The 19,164-nt window shown below is 44.1% G+C and carries 14 protein-coding genes; 6 read left to right on the top strand and 8 right to left on the bottom strand.

Features of this window, described 5'->3' with window-relative positions; genetic code table 11:
• Positions 1-86: 86 nt before the first annotated feature.
• A complete protein-coding gene (gene queA / locus B2746_RS09115) occupies positions 87-1,136 on the top strand; it encodes a tRNA preQ1(34) S-adenosylmethionine ribosyltransferase-isomerase QueA (RefSeq protein WP_290792543.1) in 1,050 nt (349 codons plus the stop codon).
• Between the two features lie 45 nt (positions 1,137-1,181).
• Positions 1,182-2,123, top strand: a complete 942-nt coding sequence (locus B2746_RS09110; protein WP_290792542.1) for an alpha/beta hydrolase — start codon at positions 1,182-1,184, stop codon at positions 2,121-2,123.
• Between the two features lie 125 nt (positions 2,124-2,248).
• Here B2746_RS09110 and B2746_RS09105 read toward each other — a convergent pair whose 3' ends face one another.
• From B2746_RS09105 to B2746_RS09090, 4 genes are all read right to left on the bottom strand, one after another.
• Positions 2,249-3,568 (bottom strand): aspartate kinase, encoded by a 1,320-nt coding sequence (locus B2746_RS09105; protein WP_290792541.1) that lies wholly within the window; start codon positions 3,566-3,568, stop codon positions 2,249-2,251.
• A gap of 91 nt (positions 3,569-3,659) precedes the next feature.
• A complete protein-coding gene (locus B2746_RS09100; RefSeq protein WP_290792540.1) occupies positions 3,660-4,748 on the bottom strand; it encodes an Ldh family oxidoreductase in 1,089 nt (362 codons plus the stop codon).
• 68 nt (positions 4,749-4,816) lie between these two features.
• Complete coding sequence (locus B2746_RS09095) at positions 4,817-5,236, bottom strand: single-stranded DNA-binding protein (protein ID WP_290792539.1); 420 nt, start codon at positions 5,234-5,236, stop codon at positions 4,817-4,819.
• Between the two features lie 102 nt (positions 5,237-5,338).
• Complete coding sequence (locus tag B2746_RS09090; RefSeq protein ID WP_290792538.1) at positions 5,339-7,915, bottom strand: M14 metallopeptidase family protein; 2,577 nt, start codon at positions 7,913-7,915, stop codon at positions 5,339-5,341.
• 83 nt (positions 7,916-7,998) lie between these two features.
• Here B2746_RS09090 and mnmA point away from each other — a divergent pair, with 83 nt between their 5' ends.
• Both mnmA and B2746_RS09080 read left to right on the top strand, forming a co-directional pair.
• Positions 7,999-9,108: a tRNA 2-thiouridine(34) synthase MnmA gene (gene mnmA, locus B2746_RS09085; protein ID WP_290792537.1), complete on the top strand. Its 1,110-nt coding sequence runs from the start codon at positions 7,999-8,001 to the stop codon at positions 9,106-9,108.
• A 33-nt stretch (positions 9,109-9,141) separates the two neighbouring features.
• Complete coding sequence (locus B2746_RS09080) at positions 9,142-9,930, top strand: hypothetical protein (protein ID WP_290792536.1); 789 nt, start codon at positions 9,142-9,144, stop codon at positions 9,928-9,930.
• On the opposite strand, the gene B2746_RS09075 is transcribed toward B2746_RS09080, so the two are convergent.
• The 4 genes from B2746_RS09075 to B2746_RS09060 all read right to left on the bottom strand — a co-directional run bounded on the left by B2746_RS09075 (position 9,927) and on the right by B2746_RS09060 (position 16,820).
• The gene (locus B2746_RS09075; protein ID WP_290792535.1) at positions 9,927-10,757 is read right to left on the bottom strand and encodes an alpha/beta hydrolase; all 831 of its coding nucleotides are present in this window, start codon (positions 10,755-10,757) and stop codon (positions 9,927-9,929) included. The genes B2746_RS09080 and B2746_RS09075 overlap by 4 nt on opposite strands.
• 39 nt (positions 10,758-10,796) lie before the next feature.
• On the bottom strand, positions 10,797-12,005 hold the full coding sequence (locus B2746_RS09070; protein WP_290792534.1) for an Fmu (Sun) domain-containing protein: 1,209 nt from the start codon (positions 12,003-12,005) through the stop codon (positions 10,797-10,799).
• The gene (odhB, locus tag B2746_RS09065) at positions 12,005-13,591 is read right to left on the bottom strand and encodes a 2-oxoglutarate dehydrogenase complex dihydrolipoyllysine-residue succinyltransferase (RefSeq protein WP_290792533.1); all 1,587 of its coding nucleotides are present in this window, start codon (positions 13,589-13,591) and stop codon (positions 12,005-12,007) included. The genes B2746_RS09070 and odhB overlap by 1 nt, the downstream gene beginning before the upstream one ends.
• A 469-nt stretch (positions 13,592-14,060) precedes the next feature.
• A complete protein-coding gene (locus tag B2746_RS09060; protein WP_290792532.1) occupies positions 14,061-16,820 on the bottom strand; it encodes a 2-oxoglutarate dehydrogenase E1 component in 2,760 nt (919 codons plus the stop codon).
• A gap of 232 nt (positions 16,821-17,052) precedes the next feature.
• On the opposite strand from B2746_RS09060, the gene rpsT reads away from it, so the two are divergent.
• Entirely contained in the window at positions 17,053-17,313 is a 261-nt protein-coding gene (rpsT, locus tag B2746_RS09055) for a 30S ribosomal protein S20 (protein WP_290792531.1), read from the top strand.
• 94 nt (positions 17,314-17,407) lie between these two features.
• Positions 17,408-19,138, top strand: a complete 1,731-nt coding sequence (locus B2746_RS09050) for a M14 family metallopeptidase (protein WP_290792530.1) — start codon at positions 17,408-17,410, stop codon at positions 19,136-19,138.
• Positions 19,139-19,164: the final 26 nt, after the last annotated feature.

The raw sequence follows: 19,164 nt of genomic DNA, 5'->3' as shown, positions 1-19,164 counted from the left end.
TAAGTCCGGGTTGTACAAGACACCCCCCTCTTCCCGGGATTTCGATTTGTGTCGTGTGGCTGATGGTTGTAAAAACCATTTTATACATGAAGTTATCACAGTTTAAGTTCGATCTGCCCCTCAACCTTATTGCACAAAACCCTGCGAAAAAACGTGAAGACAGCCGTCTGATGGTTGTTCATCGGAAAACCGGAAACATTGAGAATAAGACATTTCGTGATATCCTTGAATATTTTGATGACAAGGATGTATTCGTTGTAAATAATACAAAAGTTTTCCCTGCGCGTATGTATGGCCGCAAGGAAAAAACCGGTGCAAAAATTGAAGTTTTCCTGTTACGTGAGTTGAATAAACCCAATCGGTTATGGGATGTTATCGTTGATCCGGCCCGTAAAATCCGGGTTGGAAATAAACTTTACTTTGGTGAAAATGATGAACTGGTTGCGGAGGTAATTGATAATACCACCAGCCGTGGACGTACCATTCGTTTTTTATGGGAAGGAACTGATGAAGAATTCCGTCAGATGTTGGAATTCCTTGGAGAAACTCCGCTGCCAAAATACATCAAGCGCAAGCCGGATGAGGAAGATAAAGAGCGATACCAGACTGTATATGCAAAACATGAAGGAGCTGTTGCAGCACCAACAGCCGGATTGCATTTCAGCCGGGAGCTGATCAAGCGTCTGGAAATCAAAGGGATTCGGTTTGCTGAGGTAACGCTGCATACTGGTCTTGGTACGTTCCGACCAATTGAAGTGGAAGATCTTTCCAAACACAAGATGGATGCAGAATATTTCCGAATCGATGATATGGCTTGCCAGATTGTAAATAAGGCAAAGACAAATAATCACCGCATCTGTTCAATTGGAACCACCACCATGCGTGCCATTGAATCATCCTTTACGGCAGAAAAATTATTGAAGCCATCAGAAGGCTGGACCAATCACTTTATCCACCCGCCTTATGAGTTTTCAATTGCCGACTCCCTGGTTACGAATTTTCATCTGCCAAAAACCAGCTTGCTGATTATGACCTGCGCCTTTGCCGGTTATGATCTGGCGATGGAAGCTTACAAAAAAGCCATTAAGGACAAGTATCGTTTCTTCAGTTATGGAGATGCGATGCTGGTGATTTAACAGATGAGTTTCTGATATTTCACATTCTGTTTTTATATTCATAGGATGAAAGCAATTCAACTGAAAGCGTTCATCCTATTTTTTTTGATGACAACTCTAGCGCTGAACCTGTCTGCCCAGGATGTATTTGACCTCTATCCGGAGGACTCTATTCCAAATTCCAGGCCTGGAAATCTGGTGGAGAAATCCGAAAACAATGGAAGTGGTCGATTAATAATTTCCGGTGTAAGTAAACCAACCCTAACCGCTTACCTGCCTGATGCGTCCAAATCAAACGGCACGGCGGTGATTATTTGTCCGGGTGGGGGTTATCGGGTTCTGGCAGCGGGACATGAAGGAGAGGAGGTTGCTAAAAAATTCAATGAATGGGGTGTTACTGCATTTGTTCTAAAATACCGACTGCCTTCGGATGAGATAATGGAAAACAAAACCATTGGCCCTATACAGGATGCACAGCGTGCTATTCAGTTGGTGCGGGAAAAGGCAAAACTCTGGCAATTGAATCCGAAGCAGATCGGGATAATGGGCTTTAGTGCGGGCGGTCATCTTGCCGGATCAGCAACTGTACATTTTGATCAGGCATTTATCAGCAATCCGCTGAAAACATCCTTACGTCCGGATTTCTCCATTCTGGTTTATCCTGTTATCAGTTTTGCAGATGAATTTGCGCATAAGGGCAGCCGTGAAGCTTTATTGGGAAAAGAGGCAGATCCAGCGCAGGTTAAATTTTTCTCTTTGGAGAATCAGGTAGTGAAAAAAACACCCCCTGTTTTCCTGGTGCATGCCAAGGATGACCGAACCGTAAAGATTGACAACAGCCTGAAACTTATGGATGTCCTTGAAAAGGCGAAGGTCAAACATGATATGTACACCTATGAAAAAGGGGGACATGGGTTTGGGATGAAGAATCCAACCAGTGATGTGGAATGGATGAAATTCGTTTACCAATGGATGTTTGACCAGGACCTGATCCTGAAGAAGAGGTAAAGACGTCAGATACCAGTTAGACAGGTATCAGACAGGTGTTAGAATACGTATCAGATACATATTAGAATTGTGTTCTAACATGTATCTGACGTCTCTCTAACAACGTTCTAACACCTGTCTGACACCTAAAGGCCGAACAGACCGGAGTTGAGGAGTTGCAGGGTTTGTTGTTTGAATGTGGAAGGAATGAGCAGGGAAATGTTATGACGGCTGCCACCATAACTTACCATTCGTACCGGTACTTGTTTCAACGAATCAAATAACCTACTCAGTACATCTTTGGTTTCTGCGATTTCATTGCCTACGATGGAAACTATACTCTGATCGCGATCCACTTCTACTGTTCCAAATGGCTCTAATTCCTTTACAATTTCTTTCAAAAAAACATCGCTGTCAATTGTCACCGATACCGCAACCTCTGAAGTGGTAATCATATCAATCGGGGTGCGATACTTTTCAAAAACTTCAAAAATTTTACGCAGAAATCCGTAAGCAAGCAACATCCGGCTGCTTTTTATTTTTATTGCGATGATGCCGTCTTTTGCTGCAATCGCTTTAACACCAACAGAGCCTGCTTCCTGGGTAATAGTTGTACCTGCAGCTTCCGGCTGCATAGTGTTGAGTAATTTCACCGGAACACGCTCCTGCTGTGCAGGCCAGATACAGGTAGGATGCAAAATTTTTGCACCGAAATAAGCCAGCTCTGCAGCCTCTTCAAAGCTCAGTTGCTCAATAGGAACTGTTTTGTCCACAACACGGGGATCATTATTGTGCATGCCATCAATATCCGTCCAGATTTCACAAACTGAACTATTCGTAGCTGCAGCAACCAGAGAAGCAGTGTAATCGCTTCCACCTCTTTTCAGATTATCAACTTCACCGCGGGCATTCCGGCAAATATATCCTTGTGTGATAAATAATTTTTTAGCGGAATGTGCAGCCAATATTGCATTCAGCTTCTTACGGATAGCAGCAACCTGTGGCTCATCGTTGGCATCAATACTCATAAACTCCAGCGCTGGCAACAAGGCATGATCTATACCCTGCTCTTCCAGGTAAAGGGAGAATAATTTGGTACTCATTAATTCGCCCTGCGCAAGGATATCCTTATTCAGCGCATCATTAAAGGAGATTTTTGTAATGATATTCAGAAACTCGAAATGTTCGCTGATCTGTGCATTCGCCTTAGCTCTGGTTTCTTCCTTTTTCAGCAAATCAAGTATGAACTGTTTATAGTGTGCCTCCAGCTGATCAACAATTTGTTTTGCTCCGGCTTTATCGCCTTTGGAAAGTGCATCGCCAATGGATACCAGTGTATTGGTGGTACCACTGAGTGCACTCAGCACTACAATTTTTGCTTCCCCGTCTTTTGTTATTAACTGGGCTACCTGGTGCATTCTCTCCGGTTTCCCAACAGAGGTACCACCGAACTTCATTACTTTCATCAACAGTTGATTTGCGAGAGGTTGAAATCACAACCTGTCATTAAAAAATATTAAACAAAACAGCCCAATCAATGATTAAGCGGCAGCGAATTTACACCAATCGTAGTGGAATCGAAAATTTTTGCGCCAGAGATTGAAGATCATCGATTACGGCAGGCAATAAGGGGATCCCAGCTGTTTTCCGGATCGCTTCCAACTCCCTTTCCGGATCACCCGGCACCAGCACAGAATCCGCACCTTCCACTGTCTTTGCCCCCCGGAACCGCCGGATCCACTGATCCATATCCTTTTTAAACTCAGCAGCCGGACGAAAGGCATCAATCCGCATCGCGCCAAAAAAATGTCCGATTCCTTTACCAGGCATACCCGTTGGCATGGGTACATAGGCCGGAAAAGGCGGTACCCATGGACCGTAATTGGCACCACTTAAAACTGCTGAAAAAATATCAACAATCGCCCCAAGCGCATAACCCTTGTGGCTGCCATGTTCGCGATCACCGCCTAATGGCAATAAAGCTCCGCCTGTTTTCAATGCATGCGCATCGGATGTTGGGTTACCTTCCGCATCCTGAATCCATCCGATAGGAGCTTCCAGGTTTTTTCTTTGTAAAATCTCCAGCTTGCCATTAGCAGCAGTTGTGGTTGCCATATCTGCAACAAATGCCGGCTCCTCCCCCGCAGGTATCGCCACACAAATCGGATTGGTTCCCAATAAACGCTCAGCTGAAAAGGTAGGCGCCACCAACGCACTGGCATTGGTCATACTTATTCCAATCATTTCCTGCTCCAGCGCCATCATAGCATGCCACCCTGCAATTCCATAATGATTACTGTTCTGAACACTTACCCAGCCTGTTCCTACCGCTGCTGCTTTTCGGATGGCAATCTGCATGGCGTACGGCGCCACCACCAAACCCAATCCACTATCGCCGTCCACCACAGCGGTTGAAGGTGTTTCATGAATAATACGGAGGGAAGGATTAGCCTTTACTCTTCCCGCTTCCCATAAGCGGATATATCCGCTAAGGCGTGCTATACCATGCGAATCAATACCACGCAAATCAGCACTCAATAAAACAGTTGTAGCAGTTTCTGCATCTTCTTTGGAACAACCGATGGATTCAAATAACTGCCTGGTAAAACTGACCAGGGTTTCGTAAGGAACAAGTGTTTCAGCCATGCTGCAAAGAAACAATAAAAAAAGTGCACCATAATTGGTGCACCCGTTATAAAAATCTCTGGCAAAATTTAAAATGGAAGATCATCCCCGCCATGGTCCATACTAACCGGCGCCGGTGAAGCAGCTTGTGCTGGTGCAGGTCCCTGTGTATATCTACCTCCCTGTCCCTCTGGCCTTGCTCCCAGGAGTTGAACATTCAGCACCCGCATGGATAGGGATGCACCTGTTGATCCATCATTTTTTGCATAAGTCCGAACTTCCGGAGTTCCTTCCACATACACCTGTGTTCCTTTTTTCAGATAAGGAGCCACAGCAGTACGATCTGACCAATAGGCACAATCCACCCAAATGGTTTTATCCTGCTGATTCCCCTGCGCATCTCTGTACCGCTCTGTATGTGCCACTGTAAAATTCATAACGGAACGGCCATTTACATTATTCACTGTGCAATCTCTGCCGAGATTTCCGATTACCTGAAGCTTGATCATAACTTACCAATTTTAGCTACGTAAATAGTATTTTGAACTGGCAATATACGGTAGCCTATCCCATCAAAAAACCGTTCTTTCACCCTTGTTAATAACTTTCGGTTAGTCTTCATCCGCACGGGCAGATCCGGCATCAATCAATCTGCCAAAAAAGATGGCATTCATAAACAGCTTACTTCCTCCCAGCCAATAAGCCCTGAAATTGGGATTATCACCAATACAAATAATCCGGCCACTGCCCACCGCCTGCACCACTACGGCTGCCGATTTTTTCACCGATTCCAGGTTCTGTTGTGAAATATACCCACTGGCCAGAGGCTGGGTTCCATATTGAATCGGAGCAGCAAACTGATTGGATGGAATTTTCATGAACACATTATTCTGTTTAAACAAATACAGGGTATTCTCCTCATAACCGTAGGTCAATGGATGGGTAAGATCAGCCTGCGCATTTAAAATGGCGCCCCTTATTTGTTGTGCACCAACAATTGCAGATCGTTGTGCATAGGGAAATTGTTTCGTACTATCCAGAACTGGGGCTGTTTTCTTAAATTCCAGTTTCACCAATCCTGCCTGCTTCGCCCATTCAATCGCATCTTCTGTCAGGATCAGCGATCCGCCAGCCTGAACCCATGCTTTTAATTTATCCGTCTGAAAAGCAGCATAATTTCCTCCAACCAAAATCAGGGTGTTATAGCCCGATAGGTTGATCCGATTAAATACCGATGCTTCCAGCATGCTGGGTGGCATCGCATATCGCTGGTCCAGTAAATGCCAGACTTCTCCTGCATCGAGCGCACTTACTCCTGGTCCTACCAACATCGCAATGGAGGGATCCGTTACCGGCTGAAGTGAACGACTGCCCAAATCAATTCCACCCATTGACATTCCGGTTGAAATTCCTTCCACATTGATATTATTCAAACGGGCTTCATCCTTCATGATAGTCAATAATTCCCCCCGCGATTTCGATTGCAATTGTACCGGAATGAGCAATGATCCCAAAGGAAATTTTTTCGGTTGTCCATTTATACCAGTAGTAAATTCTTTTGTTGCAACCCGCACAACCACTCCTTTTTTCAGTAAACTATTCAACATTTTAGGCGCATTGTATTCACTCCATTCAAATGCATAAGCATATGCTGAAGTATCCGCGTTGACGGTCCCTTTAGTTCCTTTCCATACATTTACCGGTGTAGTTTTTAAGGCTCCCAATTGAGCAGCATTCAGACTGCTGTTATTCAAGCCCATTGCCATTGTCATCGTCCAGGCTGTTATATCATAAAACAGGCTGTCTTTGTATTCAGGAATTTTCTCAAAGAAAGTTTGAATCAATTTGTATTGAGGTTGTTCCGTTCTTACCAGGTAACTGCTGCCTTGTTTGAAGGACTGTTTACCAATCGAAACATCCTGTTGCAACTGCTCCACCTTTATTTCATGCCTTTTCAACATATCCACAAAAATTCCGGTGCGGGTTTCATCAGATTCATTACCGAAAACCCAGCCTTTAACCGGAGAAGCTTTTGCCTCTTTTGCCATCTGCTGATAAAAATTTCGCTGGTATTGCAACAGTTCGGTTCGCATTGCGCGGGCAGCAGCCAATGTGGACAGGGTTGTAGTAAACTGGTTCCTGATCGTAAATGGAAATGTCAGCACACCGTTTATTGTTTGCTGTGCATGTCCGCGTGAAGATGCCTGCTCAAACAAAATTCCGATACATCCCTGTGCATCCGGATAAGTGGAGCCTTTTCCATAATAAAAATCATCATAGCCTTCTTTTGTATAATACAGGGAGCCGATTTTATCCAGGTATTTTGCATGAAAATTCGCAACAGCCTGTGTCAGTTCCTGATTTTTTACCGGCGTCAGCGGATTCACCCGACTTGGTTCTCCGGGCTGAAAAAAGAAAGTTGCATCACTTCCCATTTCATGGTGATCGGTGAGTATATTCGGACGCCAATGCTGGTAGATATTCAATCGATTCTGACTTTCCCGATGTTGGGCAGGCAGCCAATCCCGGTTAAGATCGAACCAGTAGTGATTGTATCGCCCTCCCGGCCATACTTCATTAAATTCTCTTGAAGCGGGATCTGTTACCAAATGCTGACTACGGTGCATATTTGCCCAGGTTGAAAAACGGTTAAGTCCATCCGGATTAAAGGATGGATCAAATAATATGACCACCTCTTTCAATAAGGAATCGATGGCTGCACCCGTTGCTGCTGCCAAATGGTAAGCTGTTAAAATTGCTGCATTGGCACCGCTTGGTTCATTTCCATGAATCGAAAATCCCTGGTAAACAACCGCCGGCATACGCTCCAAATCAATGGAACCCGTAAACGCCGGGTCACTTAAACGCAGGTGCTCTTTCCGGATATTTTCTAACTGGCGATGATTCTCTTTACTCGTGATCGTAAGCAAGACCTGCTGTCTTGCTTCATAGCTGGTACCCATCACCTGTAATTGGATCCGATCAGGAGCCGCAGCGGCCAGGGCTCTCATATACATTACCAGCCGGTCGTGCGTTATATGCCATTCCCCAACTTTATGACCGATGACTTCTTCCGGTTTAGGCACAGCAGGATTGTAGGTTTGAGTTGATGGCAGGTAATAACTCAGTTCCTGGCCCCGGATAATCAATCCTGACAATAAGAAAACAATAAATAATAATATTCTCATATGTGTAATATCTACAACCGGAAGATAGGAAGGAAAGGTGAAAGAGGAGAGTTCGTATATTTGCCAATTCAATTCAGAGCAAAATGAGCAGAAAAGGAAAAGTGCTGGTGGCAATGAGTGGCGGTATAGATAGTACCGTTACTTCCCTGATGTTACACGAACAGGGCTATGAAGTGGTGGGAATTACCATGAAAACCTGGGATTATGCCAGTTCGGGAACCAGTAAAAAGGAAACCGGCTGTTGCAATCTGGACTCCTTCAATGATGCCCGGATGGCTGCCGTACAACACGGATTTCCGCATTTTGTGTTGGATATCCGCGAAGAATTTGGCGATTTTGTAATTGAAAATTTTGTAGACGAATACCTTGCCGGCCGCACGCCTAATCCCTGTGTGATGTGCAATACCCATATCAAATGGCGGGCGCTTCTTAAACGAGCAGATGCAATGGATTGTGAATTCATTGCAACCGGCCACTATGGGAATATTCATCAGCACAGTAATGGTCGTTTTTATATTAGTAAGGGATTGGATGAAACCAAGGACCAGAGTTATGTATTATGGGGATTGCAACAAGACCTCCTAAGCAGAACCCTGCTTCCATTGGGTAATTATCGAAAAACCGAAATCCGCCAGATGGCGCACGATTTCGGCTACCCTGAACTCGCTAAAAAAGCGGAGAGCTATGAAATCTGTTTTGTTCCGGATAATGACTACCGTGGTTTCCTAAAGAAAAAGGTAACCGGCCTGGAAGATCGGGTGGATGGCGGTTTGTTTGTTGACAAATCCGGGAAAATCCTGGGCAAGCATAAAGGTTATCCCTTTTATACAATCGGACAAAGAAAGGGGCTTGATATTGCCTTGGGTAAACCGGTATATGTTACTGGTATTTTTCCTGAAACCAATACCGTTGTTCTTGGAGATGAGGAAGACCTGAATCGTTCCACTATGCAGGTGAATAAAATCAATTGGATGAAATACGAGGGACTTCCCGACACTATGGAAGCAACCACAAAAATCCGCTATAAGGATAAGGGTTCGCTCTCCACCCTGCATGCCAACGAAACAGGCGTGGAAGTTCGGTTCTTTGAGGAAGTTAAAGGGATTGCACCCGGACAAAGTGCTGTATTTTACGAAGGAAATGATGTGATCGGTGGCGGCATTATTCAACGCCCTGTCATCGATCTTCAATAAGCAATAAACCAACCGGAAAATCGTTACATCGCTATGAGAAAAACAATTGGCAGCTGGCTCTTGCTGGCAGGGGTGATAAGCCTGGTTTCCTGCGGAAAAGAAACAGCCGAGCCTGATTTCGAAGACGCATCCGAATATATGGCGCTTGAACCCGGAAAAACAATTGTTTATCAACTCGACTCCATTGTAAAAACACCTTTCAATGATACCGCGTTTACTACCATCAGTTATGAAGCCAAAGATGTAGTTGATGCGGAAATTACTGATAACCTGGGCAGAAGCAGTTGGCGTGTATTTCGTTACCTACGCCCGGTTGGGAGTACCAACGAGCAGGACTGGACTTCCAACATGACCTATATGGTAACACCGTTGAGAAAGGGTGTGGAAGTAATTGAAAACAATCTTCGTTTTCAAAAACTGATTTTCCCAATTAATCAGAATACCGTTTGGAGAGGTAATACGCATATCAATACAACTCCGGGTGGACCGCTGGATTATCTGGATGCATGGGAATACAGTTATACTGCCATTGGAGAACCCTTTAGTCCATTTGACACGCCCATAGAAAATACCATCACGGTACTACAGGCCGATGAAGCACTGGGTGTTCAGAATGAAAAACCTGAAAATCCTGATCTGGATGCCTATCGCACCTATAGTGTGGAAGTTTATGGCAAAAACATCGGGCTTATTTATAAAGAATTGCGCTACTGGACCTATTCGGCCAGGACGCTTGACAATACAGGATCACCGGCACAACCTTTTCCTTACGGCAAAACTGAGGGAGGTGGCATCCGGTTGAGAATGATCAGTCATAATTAATGCCTTGTTTTTTGAAAAAACTGATGCATATACAATAACTGAAATCGCACCGCGATGGTCCAGTATTCCCAATTATGTGCTCCCGGCCTTGTATAGTATTCATGCGGAATTTTTCTGTACAATAATTCCGTGTGCAGCCGTTCATTCACCTCATAAAAAAAATCCTCCGTACCACAATCCACAATCAGAGCAGGTTTACCGGGTTCAGCCAGGTGTAATAGATTGATAACCGTTCGCTCTTCCCACACTGTTTTATTATCTGCATAGTTTCCCAACCGTTTGGACATATCCCAATTATTTGGAAATGGGCGAATGTCTACTCCCCCACTCATACTACCTGCAGCACCAAAAACATCCTTGTGTTTCAAGGCGAGGTACAAAGCTCCATGTCCGCCCATGCTTAATCCGGTTATTGCTCTTCCCTCCGGTAATGCAATTGTTTTGTATTGACGATCCACCCAGTTTACCAGTTCTTTTGCAACATAGGTTTCATATCGATAAGCAGGATCAACCGGACTATCCCAATACCAGCTGCCAAAACCGCCATCCGGACAAACGATCAGCAGATTATACCGATCTGCATCATCTTTGATGTTCTGCACTTTTTGGATCCAGTTGGAATAATTGCCACTGTATCCATGAAGCAGATAAACTACCGGAAAACGTTTAGCAGCTTCCTCATAGTTTTCAGGTTTTATTACCACTGCCTTAATATCCTTTTGCATGGCTGCACTTCGGGTAATTACCGTATCAACAGTTGCAGCAAAACTTTCATTTAACTGACCGCCAATAAAAACTATAACAGCTAAGAGTAATCGGGATTTCATCCAATAAACCTACAAAATAATCTACCAATATTGAATCCACTACTCCGGTTCTTTCTGAAGCAATGCCACAAACATACTATCTGATTTATTGGTATAGCCTTTCAGGGTTTCAAGCTGAATTATTCTGAGCGGGAATTGCTGCAATAACCAATCGATATTTTCTTCATTTTCTTTTTTGAAAACGGAGCAGGTGATATATAGCAGATATCCACCCACAGCAAGCTTTGGCAGAAGATTTCGAAGTATATTTTTCTGAAGAGATGAATAGGTTTCAATTGCAGCCGGATCAAAATAACAGAGATTTTCCGGACTACGACTCCAGGTACCGCTTCCGCTACAGGGAAGATCAGCCAGGATCAGGTCCTGCTGATCAAGCAATTTATACTGATCTCCTATTTTACCTGAAATAGACAGGTCAGCGACAAACCCATCATAAGAATACAAACCCGCCTGTTTAAAGCGTTGAAATAAATTCTGGAGTATAGATGGGCGTATATCTGTAACGGTTAGTCTGGCACCGGGTAAACGATCAAAAACCAGGATTGATTTTCCACCGCTTGCTGCGCAGGCATCCCAGATCGCAAGTGGTTCTTTTTCACGAAGTTCATCAATGATGAAATCCACTATTGAACCCGCTTTTTGAGAATTAAGATCCTGCACAACCACCTCCCTGTTAAGTTCGAAAAGCTCTTCCACTTTTGTTCCATTTGCAAGCCGGAAAGCTTCCTTTCCTTCCTGCTGAAATGGAAGTTTCGACCGGTCCAGTTTTTTTATGACCAAATCCAGAAAAGCGGGACGTGCCCGTATAAACAGATCCGGTTGTTCCAGATGGGAGCAGGCAAAAAGTATTGGATCAATCCCCTTGCTCAACTCCTCTTGCCAGGGGAAAATACCGGCTGCCAATTCAGGTAGTGAATTATCAAAACCATTGGATACCAATTTGATTTTTTCCTCCGTCTGCAATCCAGTTTTAGCATTCCATTCAGGGTGTAATGCATCCAATAATGGATTGGGCTGGGTTGAACAAAGAAAAAGGGCAGCTAACATACGTTGCTCCGAATCAAGCCATTCGAGTGCATGGCCAATTCTGAACCAGCAATAACAAAGCTGCGCGATCTGTTTACGATCGCGCGAGCCGTGTTTTTTATTTGAAGTGAAATACTGTTTTAGATAGTGCACAAAGGGCAATTCTCCCTTATAGCCCTGAACCAGTTGAATTGCAATTCCTACATGGGCCCGGGCAAACATCAGAGTTCGAGCAGGGTCTTAACCGGATCTTTACCAAAGAGCAATTGCTCCGGTTTTTCCAACAATTCTTTAACCCGCACGAGGAATCCAACAGATTCACGTCCATCAATGATCCGGTGATCATAACTAAGAGCCAGGTACATCATGGGCCTGATAACCACCTGACCATTCACAGCCATTGGACGGTCTTCAATTTTGTGCATACCAAGAATTGCAGACTGCGGAATATTAATAATTGGTGTACTCATGAGGGAGCCAAATACACCGCCATTGGTGATGGTAAAGGTTCCTCCGGTCATCTCATCGATGGTGAGTTTGTTATCACGGGCTTTGGTAGCCAGTTCCACCACTTTCTTTTCAATATCTGCCATTCCCATACTTTCGGCATTCCGGATAACCGGTACTACCAATCCTTTGGGGGCCGATACAGCGATGGAGATATCACAATAATCGTGGTACACAAGGGAATCACCATCAATATAAGCATTTACAGCAGGCCATTCCTGTAATGCAAAACATACTGCTTTGGTGAAAAAGCTCATGAAGCCAAGATTGACCCCATGTTTCTCTTTGAATTTGTCTTTGTATTGGGTACGTAAACTCATTACCGGTCCCATGTCCACTTCATTAAAAGTGGTGAGCATGGCAGTGGTATTTTTTGCTTCCACCAGGCGACGGGAAATGGTTTTACGAAGATTGCTCATCTTCTCTTTTCGCTCATTGCGGGTGAACAGCTCCAGTCCCGGTTTACGTCCCGGATTATTTAATGCGTCCAGCACATCATTCTTAAGAATTTTGCCACCACTTCCGCTTGCGGACAGAGATTTGGGATCAATTTTTTTATCTGCTATAATGGCTGCAGCAACCGGCGTTGCTTTCACATCATTGGCAACAGCAGTAACTGGCGCATTGGCTGCAGCTGGTTTGGCTTCAGCTTTTGCCGGAGCAGCTTCTTTGGAACTACCGCCGGCAACAGGTACAGCAATATCTGTATTTATACTTGCCACCACATCACCTATTTTGATTACATCCCCTTCTTTTGCTTTCGGGCTGAATTGTCCGGCTTCTTCAGCATTCAGTTCAAAAGTTGCTTTTTCGCTTTCCAGTTCGCAGAGCACTTCATCGCGCTGAACCAGATCTCCTTCCTTTTTCAACCATTTAACCAGGGTGACTTCTGTAATGGATTCTCCAACGGTTGGAACTTTCATTTCAATAATACCTTTTCCAACAGCTTTAGCAGTTGCAGAAGACGCATCCGCCTTTGCAGTATCCGTATTTGTAGCAGGTCCCGAAGCTGCAGCAGATGACGTATTCGCAGGATTTGCCTGCCCATTACCACCAGCCGGAGCTGCTGCAGATTCGTCGATGGAAGCCACCACATCTCCAATCTTGATGGTATCTCCTTCTGCAGCTTTAGTTACCAGTGTGCCAGCTTGTTCAGCATTAAGTTCAAAGGTTGCTTTTTCGCTTTCCAATTCTGCGATTATTTCATCTCTTTGAACATAACTTCCATTCGGTTTCAGCCATTTGATAAGCGTAACTTCTGTTATGGATTCCCCTACTGTTGGAACTTTAATATCTATCATAAAGTCAAAATTCAAAAGTCAAAAGTTAAAAATCGAACATCAAAAAAAATCGAACATTCATTAAAATATCGATCACCCTTTAAAACCCGAACATTCATCAATAAACCGCACACACACAATTTCACCACTCCTCTATCTTCCTGAATCACTTTCAAATTCACTATTACTAAACAGCCTCAAATTGCCCCAGGTTACTGCATTTCTAAATTAGTTAAGCTTCAAACGTCTCCAATTTAATTAAGCTTCGAAAACATTAAATTATTCAACCGCTGCAATATCTCAATTATTTTTTTCCTCAATTATCCGTACAACTTCACAAATACTCCATTTCACTGTGATTAATTTGCACAAATTCACATAATCCACGCACCCGAAAGAAAAGATTTCTCTCCACTGAATCCCGCAAGTATACCTTCTTCCTCCACGCTGCCTTTCTTTACCTTCTCCTCTTCCTCCCCTCTCCTCCCGTCTAAATCGAAAACGCTGTATCCACTATCTCCGCCTGTTCCTGCGCATGTACTTTCGCATAACCGGTTGCGGTAGATGCACTGGGCTGGCGACTGATAACTCCAAAATTTATGGTGGCCAGGTTCATTTTCAGGAAGGAAGCGGCGCCCATATTCAGCGGCTCTTCCTGTACCCAGAACCAGGTTGCTTTATCGTATTTCTGATAAAGTGCATCCAATTGTTTTTGAGGAAGCGGATACAATTGCTCTACACGAACCACCGCCACATCGTTTGCACCGTCTTTCTGTTTTTTTGCAGCCAGATCAAAATAAACCTTTCCGGAACAGAACAATACTTTGCGAATGCCCGCTGCATTTTCAACAGTAGCATCATCAATCACTTCCTTGAAAGAACCATTGGTGAAATCTTCTTTGGTAGAATACGTATCGGGCAAACGAAGATTGGCTTTCGGTGAAAAATTAATCATTGGTTTACGGAAAGGCCAGGCAATCTGCCTTCTTAACGCATGGAAGAAATTGGAAGATGTTGTGATATTCGTCACCACCATATTCTGTTCGGCACACATTTGCAGGAAACGTTCCATACGTGCAGAACTATGTTCAGGCCCCTGTCCCTCATACCCATGCGGCAACAACAAAACCACGCCATTCATCCTGTTCCATTTCTGTTCTCCTGCTGCAATGAACTGGTCAATCATGGTTTGTGCTCCATTGCAAAAATCGCCAAACTGTGCTTCCCACAAAACCAAACTAAGCGGATTGGCCATGGCGTATCCATACTCAAATCCAAGTACACCATATTCACTCAGAAAAGAGTTGAATATCCGGAATTGCCCTTTGGCTCCCGGGATCCGACTCAATCTGTTATAAGCTTTATTATTCTGTTCATCTCTCAACACCGCATGACGATGACTGAAGGTTCCCCTGCGTACATCCTGTCCACTCATTCTTACATCATTGCCATCAAGTAACAAAGAAGCATAAGCTAACAATTCGCCCGTTGCCCAGTCAATCTTTCCTTCCTCCTGAAACAGCTTCACTTTATCCTGGATGATTTTCTCCACTTTCTTCAGTGGCTTAAAATCATCAGGCCACTGCATCAACTGATCAAACAACAAATCGAAATTGGATGAACTGATTGCTGTAACCGGAGATGAATCAAAATCTTCTTCGGTAGACCGGCGCAAACTTCTCCATGCTTTTTCAGGCAACTGGTACTTATAGGGAAGCGGGTTTTGTTTTACTTCATCCAATCGATCCTGCAAATCACTCCAGAATTTTTTTTCCATATCCTGGGCCATTTGCTTCGCACCCGGCTCACCGTTTTCCAACAAATAAGTAGTATAAACTTCTCTTGGATTCGGATGCTTATCAATTAATGAATATAAACCGGGCTGGGTAAACTTCGGATCATCGCCTTCATTGTGGCCGTGTTTACGATAACAAACCATATCAATGAAGATATCCTGATTGAATTCCTGGCGATATCTTGTAGCGATCTCCACACACTTCACTACTGCTTCTGCATCATCACCATTCACATGAAGAACAGGAGCCTGTACAGTTGCTGCAAGAGAGGTACAATAATCGGAGCTTCTTGCCTCATCAAAATCTGTGGTAAATCCAATCTGATTATTAATGACAAAATGGATGGTTCCACCTGTATTATATCCTTCCAGTTTGCTCATCTGCAATACTTCATAAACAATTCCCTGTCCGGCTATGGAAGCGTCTCCATGAATCAGTATTGGAAGGATTTTATCGTATTCACTTTCGTATAAAACATCTGCTTTGGCACGAGCAAATCCAACCACTACCGGATCAACCGCTTCGAGGTGAGACGGATTTGGACAAAGTTTCAGGTGAACTGTTTTACCATCCGGCGTTTCAACATCTGAACTATATCCCATATGATATTTCACATCGCCACTGCCCATGGTTTGGTCCATCATGGCAGTACCTTCAAACTCACTGAAAATATGCTCATAGGTTTTACCCATGATATTGGCAAGAATGTTCAGCCTTCCGCGATGTGCCATACCAATCACTACTTCCTGGACACCAAGGGAGCCGGCCGTATTGATAATTGCATCAAGAGCGGGTATGGTGGTTTCTCCGCCTTCCAGTGAAAAACGCTTTTGACCGATATATTTCGTATGCAGGAATTTCTCAAAAATTACCCCATGATTTAATTTCTCCAAAATCCGCTTTTCTTTCTCAATGGAGAGGGGCTGATGGAATTCTTTTTCCATCGCATTGGTAAGAAAATCCACCTTACCCTGGTCGCTGATATATTTGAATTCAATACCCACTTTGGAGGCATAAGATTTCTCCATATGCGACAGGATATTCCGAAGACTCGTAGTTCCTAATCCAATTCTGTTACCGGCATAAAAATTCTTATCAAGATCAGCCTCGGTAAAACCAAAAAATCCCAGATCGAGGTTGGCTCCCCGATCGCGGCGGGTTCTGATCGGATTCGTTTTTGCAATAAGATGGCCTTTGTTCCGATAGCCCAGAATCATTCTATAAGCTGCAATTTCTTTTTTTATGTCAAGATCGGCCGGTAGTTGCGAAACCTGGGTACCATTGGCCGCAGGTTTTTCCTGGCCATTGGCTTGTCCCTGCTCTATAGCAAAATCAAAACCTTCAAAAAACTTTCTGAGTTCAGGATCAACGGCAGCCGGATCTTTCACAAAATCCTGGTATAATGACTCAATAAAGGCTGGTGACGAACTGGTTATATAAGAAAAATCCTTCATATGGATAGCCCTTTTTACGGGTAAAAATTGGGTCAGCAAATATCGGGAAAAGAAGTGAAGAAAGAGCGCGCCCTAAGGATGAAGCGTGAAGACAACACTAAATTGACGTTAATTTGCTGTTTGGGTGATGAAACGCAGAAACCTCTCAATTTTGTGTTTTTGTAAGTTTTTTTACTTTTTATTTTTTACTTTTTACATTTCTCATTACCTTTGCCGTCCAAAATTTAGAAGAATGGCTAATCATAAGGCAACCAAAAAAGATGTGCGTCAGGCAGCCAAGCGCCGTGATAGAAATCGTTACTACGGTAAGACTACCCGTAACGCAATTCGTGATCTGAAGGCTACTACAGAGAAGAAAGCGGTTGACGAATCCATGCCGAACGTGATCTCTATGATTGACAAGCTGGCCAAACGTGGTGTTATTCATAAGAATAAAGCTGCGAACCTGAAAAGCAAGCTGGCTAAGCGCGCCAATACCCTGGCTACTGCTTAATTCGTACGAATTACGAACTATCTGACCGAATATACGGGTCCAGCCATAAGGCTGGACCTTTTTTTGTTTATTTTTCCTGCTTAATCGCCTGATTATGCGAATATTCTATCTTTTCAGCACGATTTTACTGATTGTTGTCTCCCTACAAAGCCATGCTCAAAAAATTCCCTTCGAGCAATCAGGAGGAAAAGAGACATCGACCTATTCCCAGGTTATCCAATTTTACAAGGACCTCGATAAGCGATCCAACCGCCTTCTGCTCAAAACCATGGGTCCTACCGACGCCGGTTTTCCGCTTCACCTGGCTCTTTTCAGTAACGATGGAAGCGCAGATCCGGTCAACTGGCATAAGCAAAACAAAGTGGTGCTGTTTATCCTGAACGGCATCCATCCGGGTGAACCGGATGGAATTGATGCAAGTATGCTCTGGCTGCGAGACCTGGTGGAAGGAAAGAAATCCATCCCTGATAATGTTGCCCTGGCCTTTGTTCCGGTGTACAATATTGGTGGCGCCCTGAATCGCTCGGAATATTATCGGGTGGATCAAAACGGTCCGGCTGCTTTTGGTTCCAGGGGAAATTCGCAGAATTATGACCTCAATCGCGACTTTATAAAAAACGACACCCGGGAAGCCCGCAGTTTTGTGCGCATTTTCCACTACCTGCAGCCCGATGTTTTCATCGATAACCATGTATCAAACGGGGCAGATTACCAGCATATCATGACCCTGATCGCTTCACAGCATAACAAACTGGGCGGAAGTCTGGGGCAGTTTATGAACCAGCAATTTGAGCCCGGACTCTATTCCCTGATGAAGAAAAAAGGCTATGACCTCATCCCTTATGTGAACGCCTTTGGTGATACGCCGGAGTCTGGCTGGCCGGAATTTCTGGAAGGTCCGCGTTACTCCAGCGGATTTGCCAGCCTGTGGAATTGTTTTGCCTTTGTGCCGGAAACTCATATGCTTAAACCCTATCCACAACGGGTGGAAGCTACCTATGCCCTCATGGAATGTTTTGTTCAGTTTGCATCAGAAAACAGAATCCGCATTAAAAAACTTATAAAAGAAACAACAGAAGTCCAAAGAACTGCGCAATCCTTTCCCATTCAGTGGAAACTCAACCGCGATAAATGGTCAGAGTTGACATTCAAGGGGTTTGAAGCCGGACGAAAACCCAGCGGCATTTCGGGTTTGCCCAGGTTATACTATGATCGCGCCAAACCATTTGAAAAAAAGATCCGCTTTTTTAATCAGTATGAAGTGGCCATGGAAGTCAAAAAACCGGCTGCCTATATCCTGCCGCAGGGTTGGTGGAAAGTGGTGGAATTATTACAAATCAACCGGGTTACTATGATTCCTTTGCAGAAAGATACCAGTATGGAAGTGGAGTATTATAAAATCGTGCAAAACAGTCCGTCTGCCAGGGCGTTTGAAGGCCATCACCTGAATGCCAATGTACAGGTCAGCACACATAGGGAAAAGATTCAATTCCGAAAAGGAGACTGGTATATTCCCATGAATCAGCGGGCCAACCGGTTCCTGGTGGAAGTACTGGAACCACAGGCTATGGACTCCTATTTTACCTGGAATTTTTTTGATGCCATACTTGGACAAAAAGAAGGATACAGTTCCTATGTTTTTGAAGACACGGCAGAAAAATACCTGAAAGAACATCCCGAATTACAAAAAGCACTGGAAGAGAAAAAAGCGGCTGATACGGCTTTTGCAAAATCAGCCACACAGCAGTTGGATTTTATCTTCCGGCAATCGCCCTATTATGAACCAGGACATAACCGATACCCGGTATTTAGGGTAATGGAATAAGAATAAATTTAATACCGGCAAACCAG

The organism is Flavihumibacter sp. UBA7668, assembly GCF_002483205.1.
Lineage (GTDB): Bacteria > Bacteroidota > Bacteroidia > Chitinophagales > Chitinophagaceae > Flavihumibacter.
This window is presented reverse-complemented; position numbering and strand designations above follow the sequence as displayed.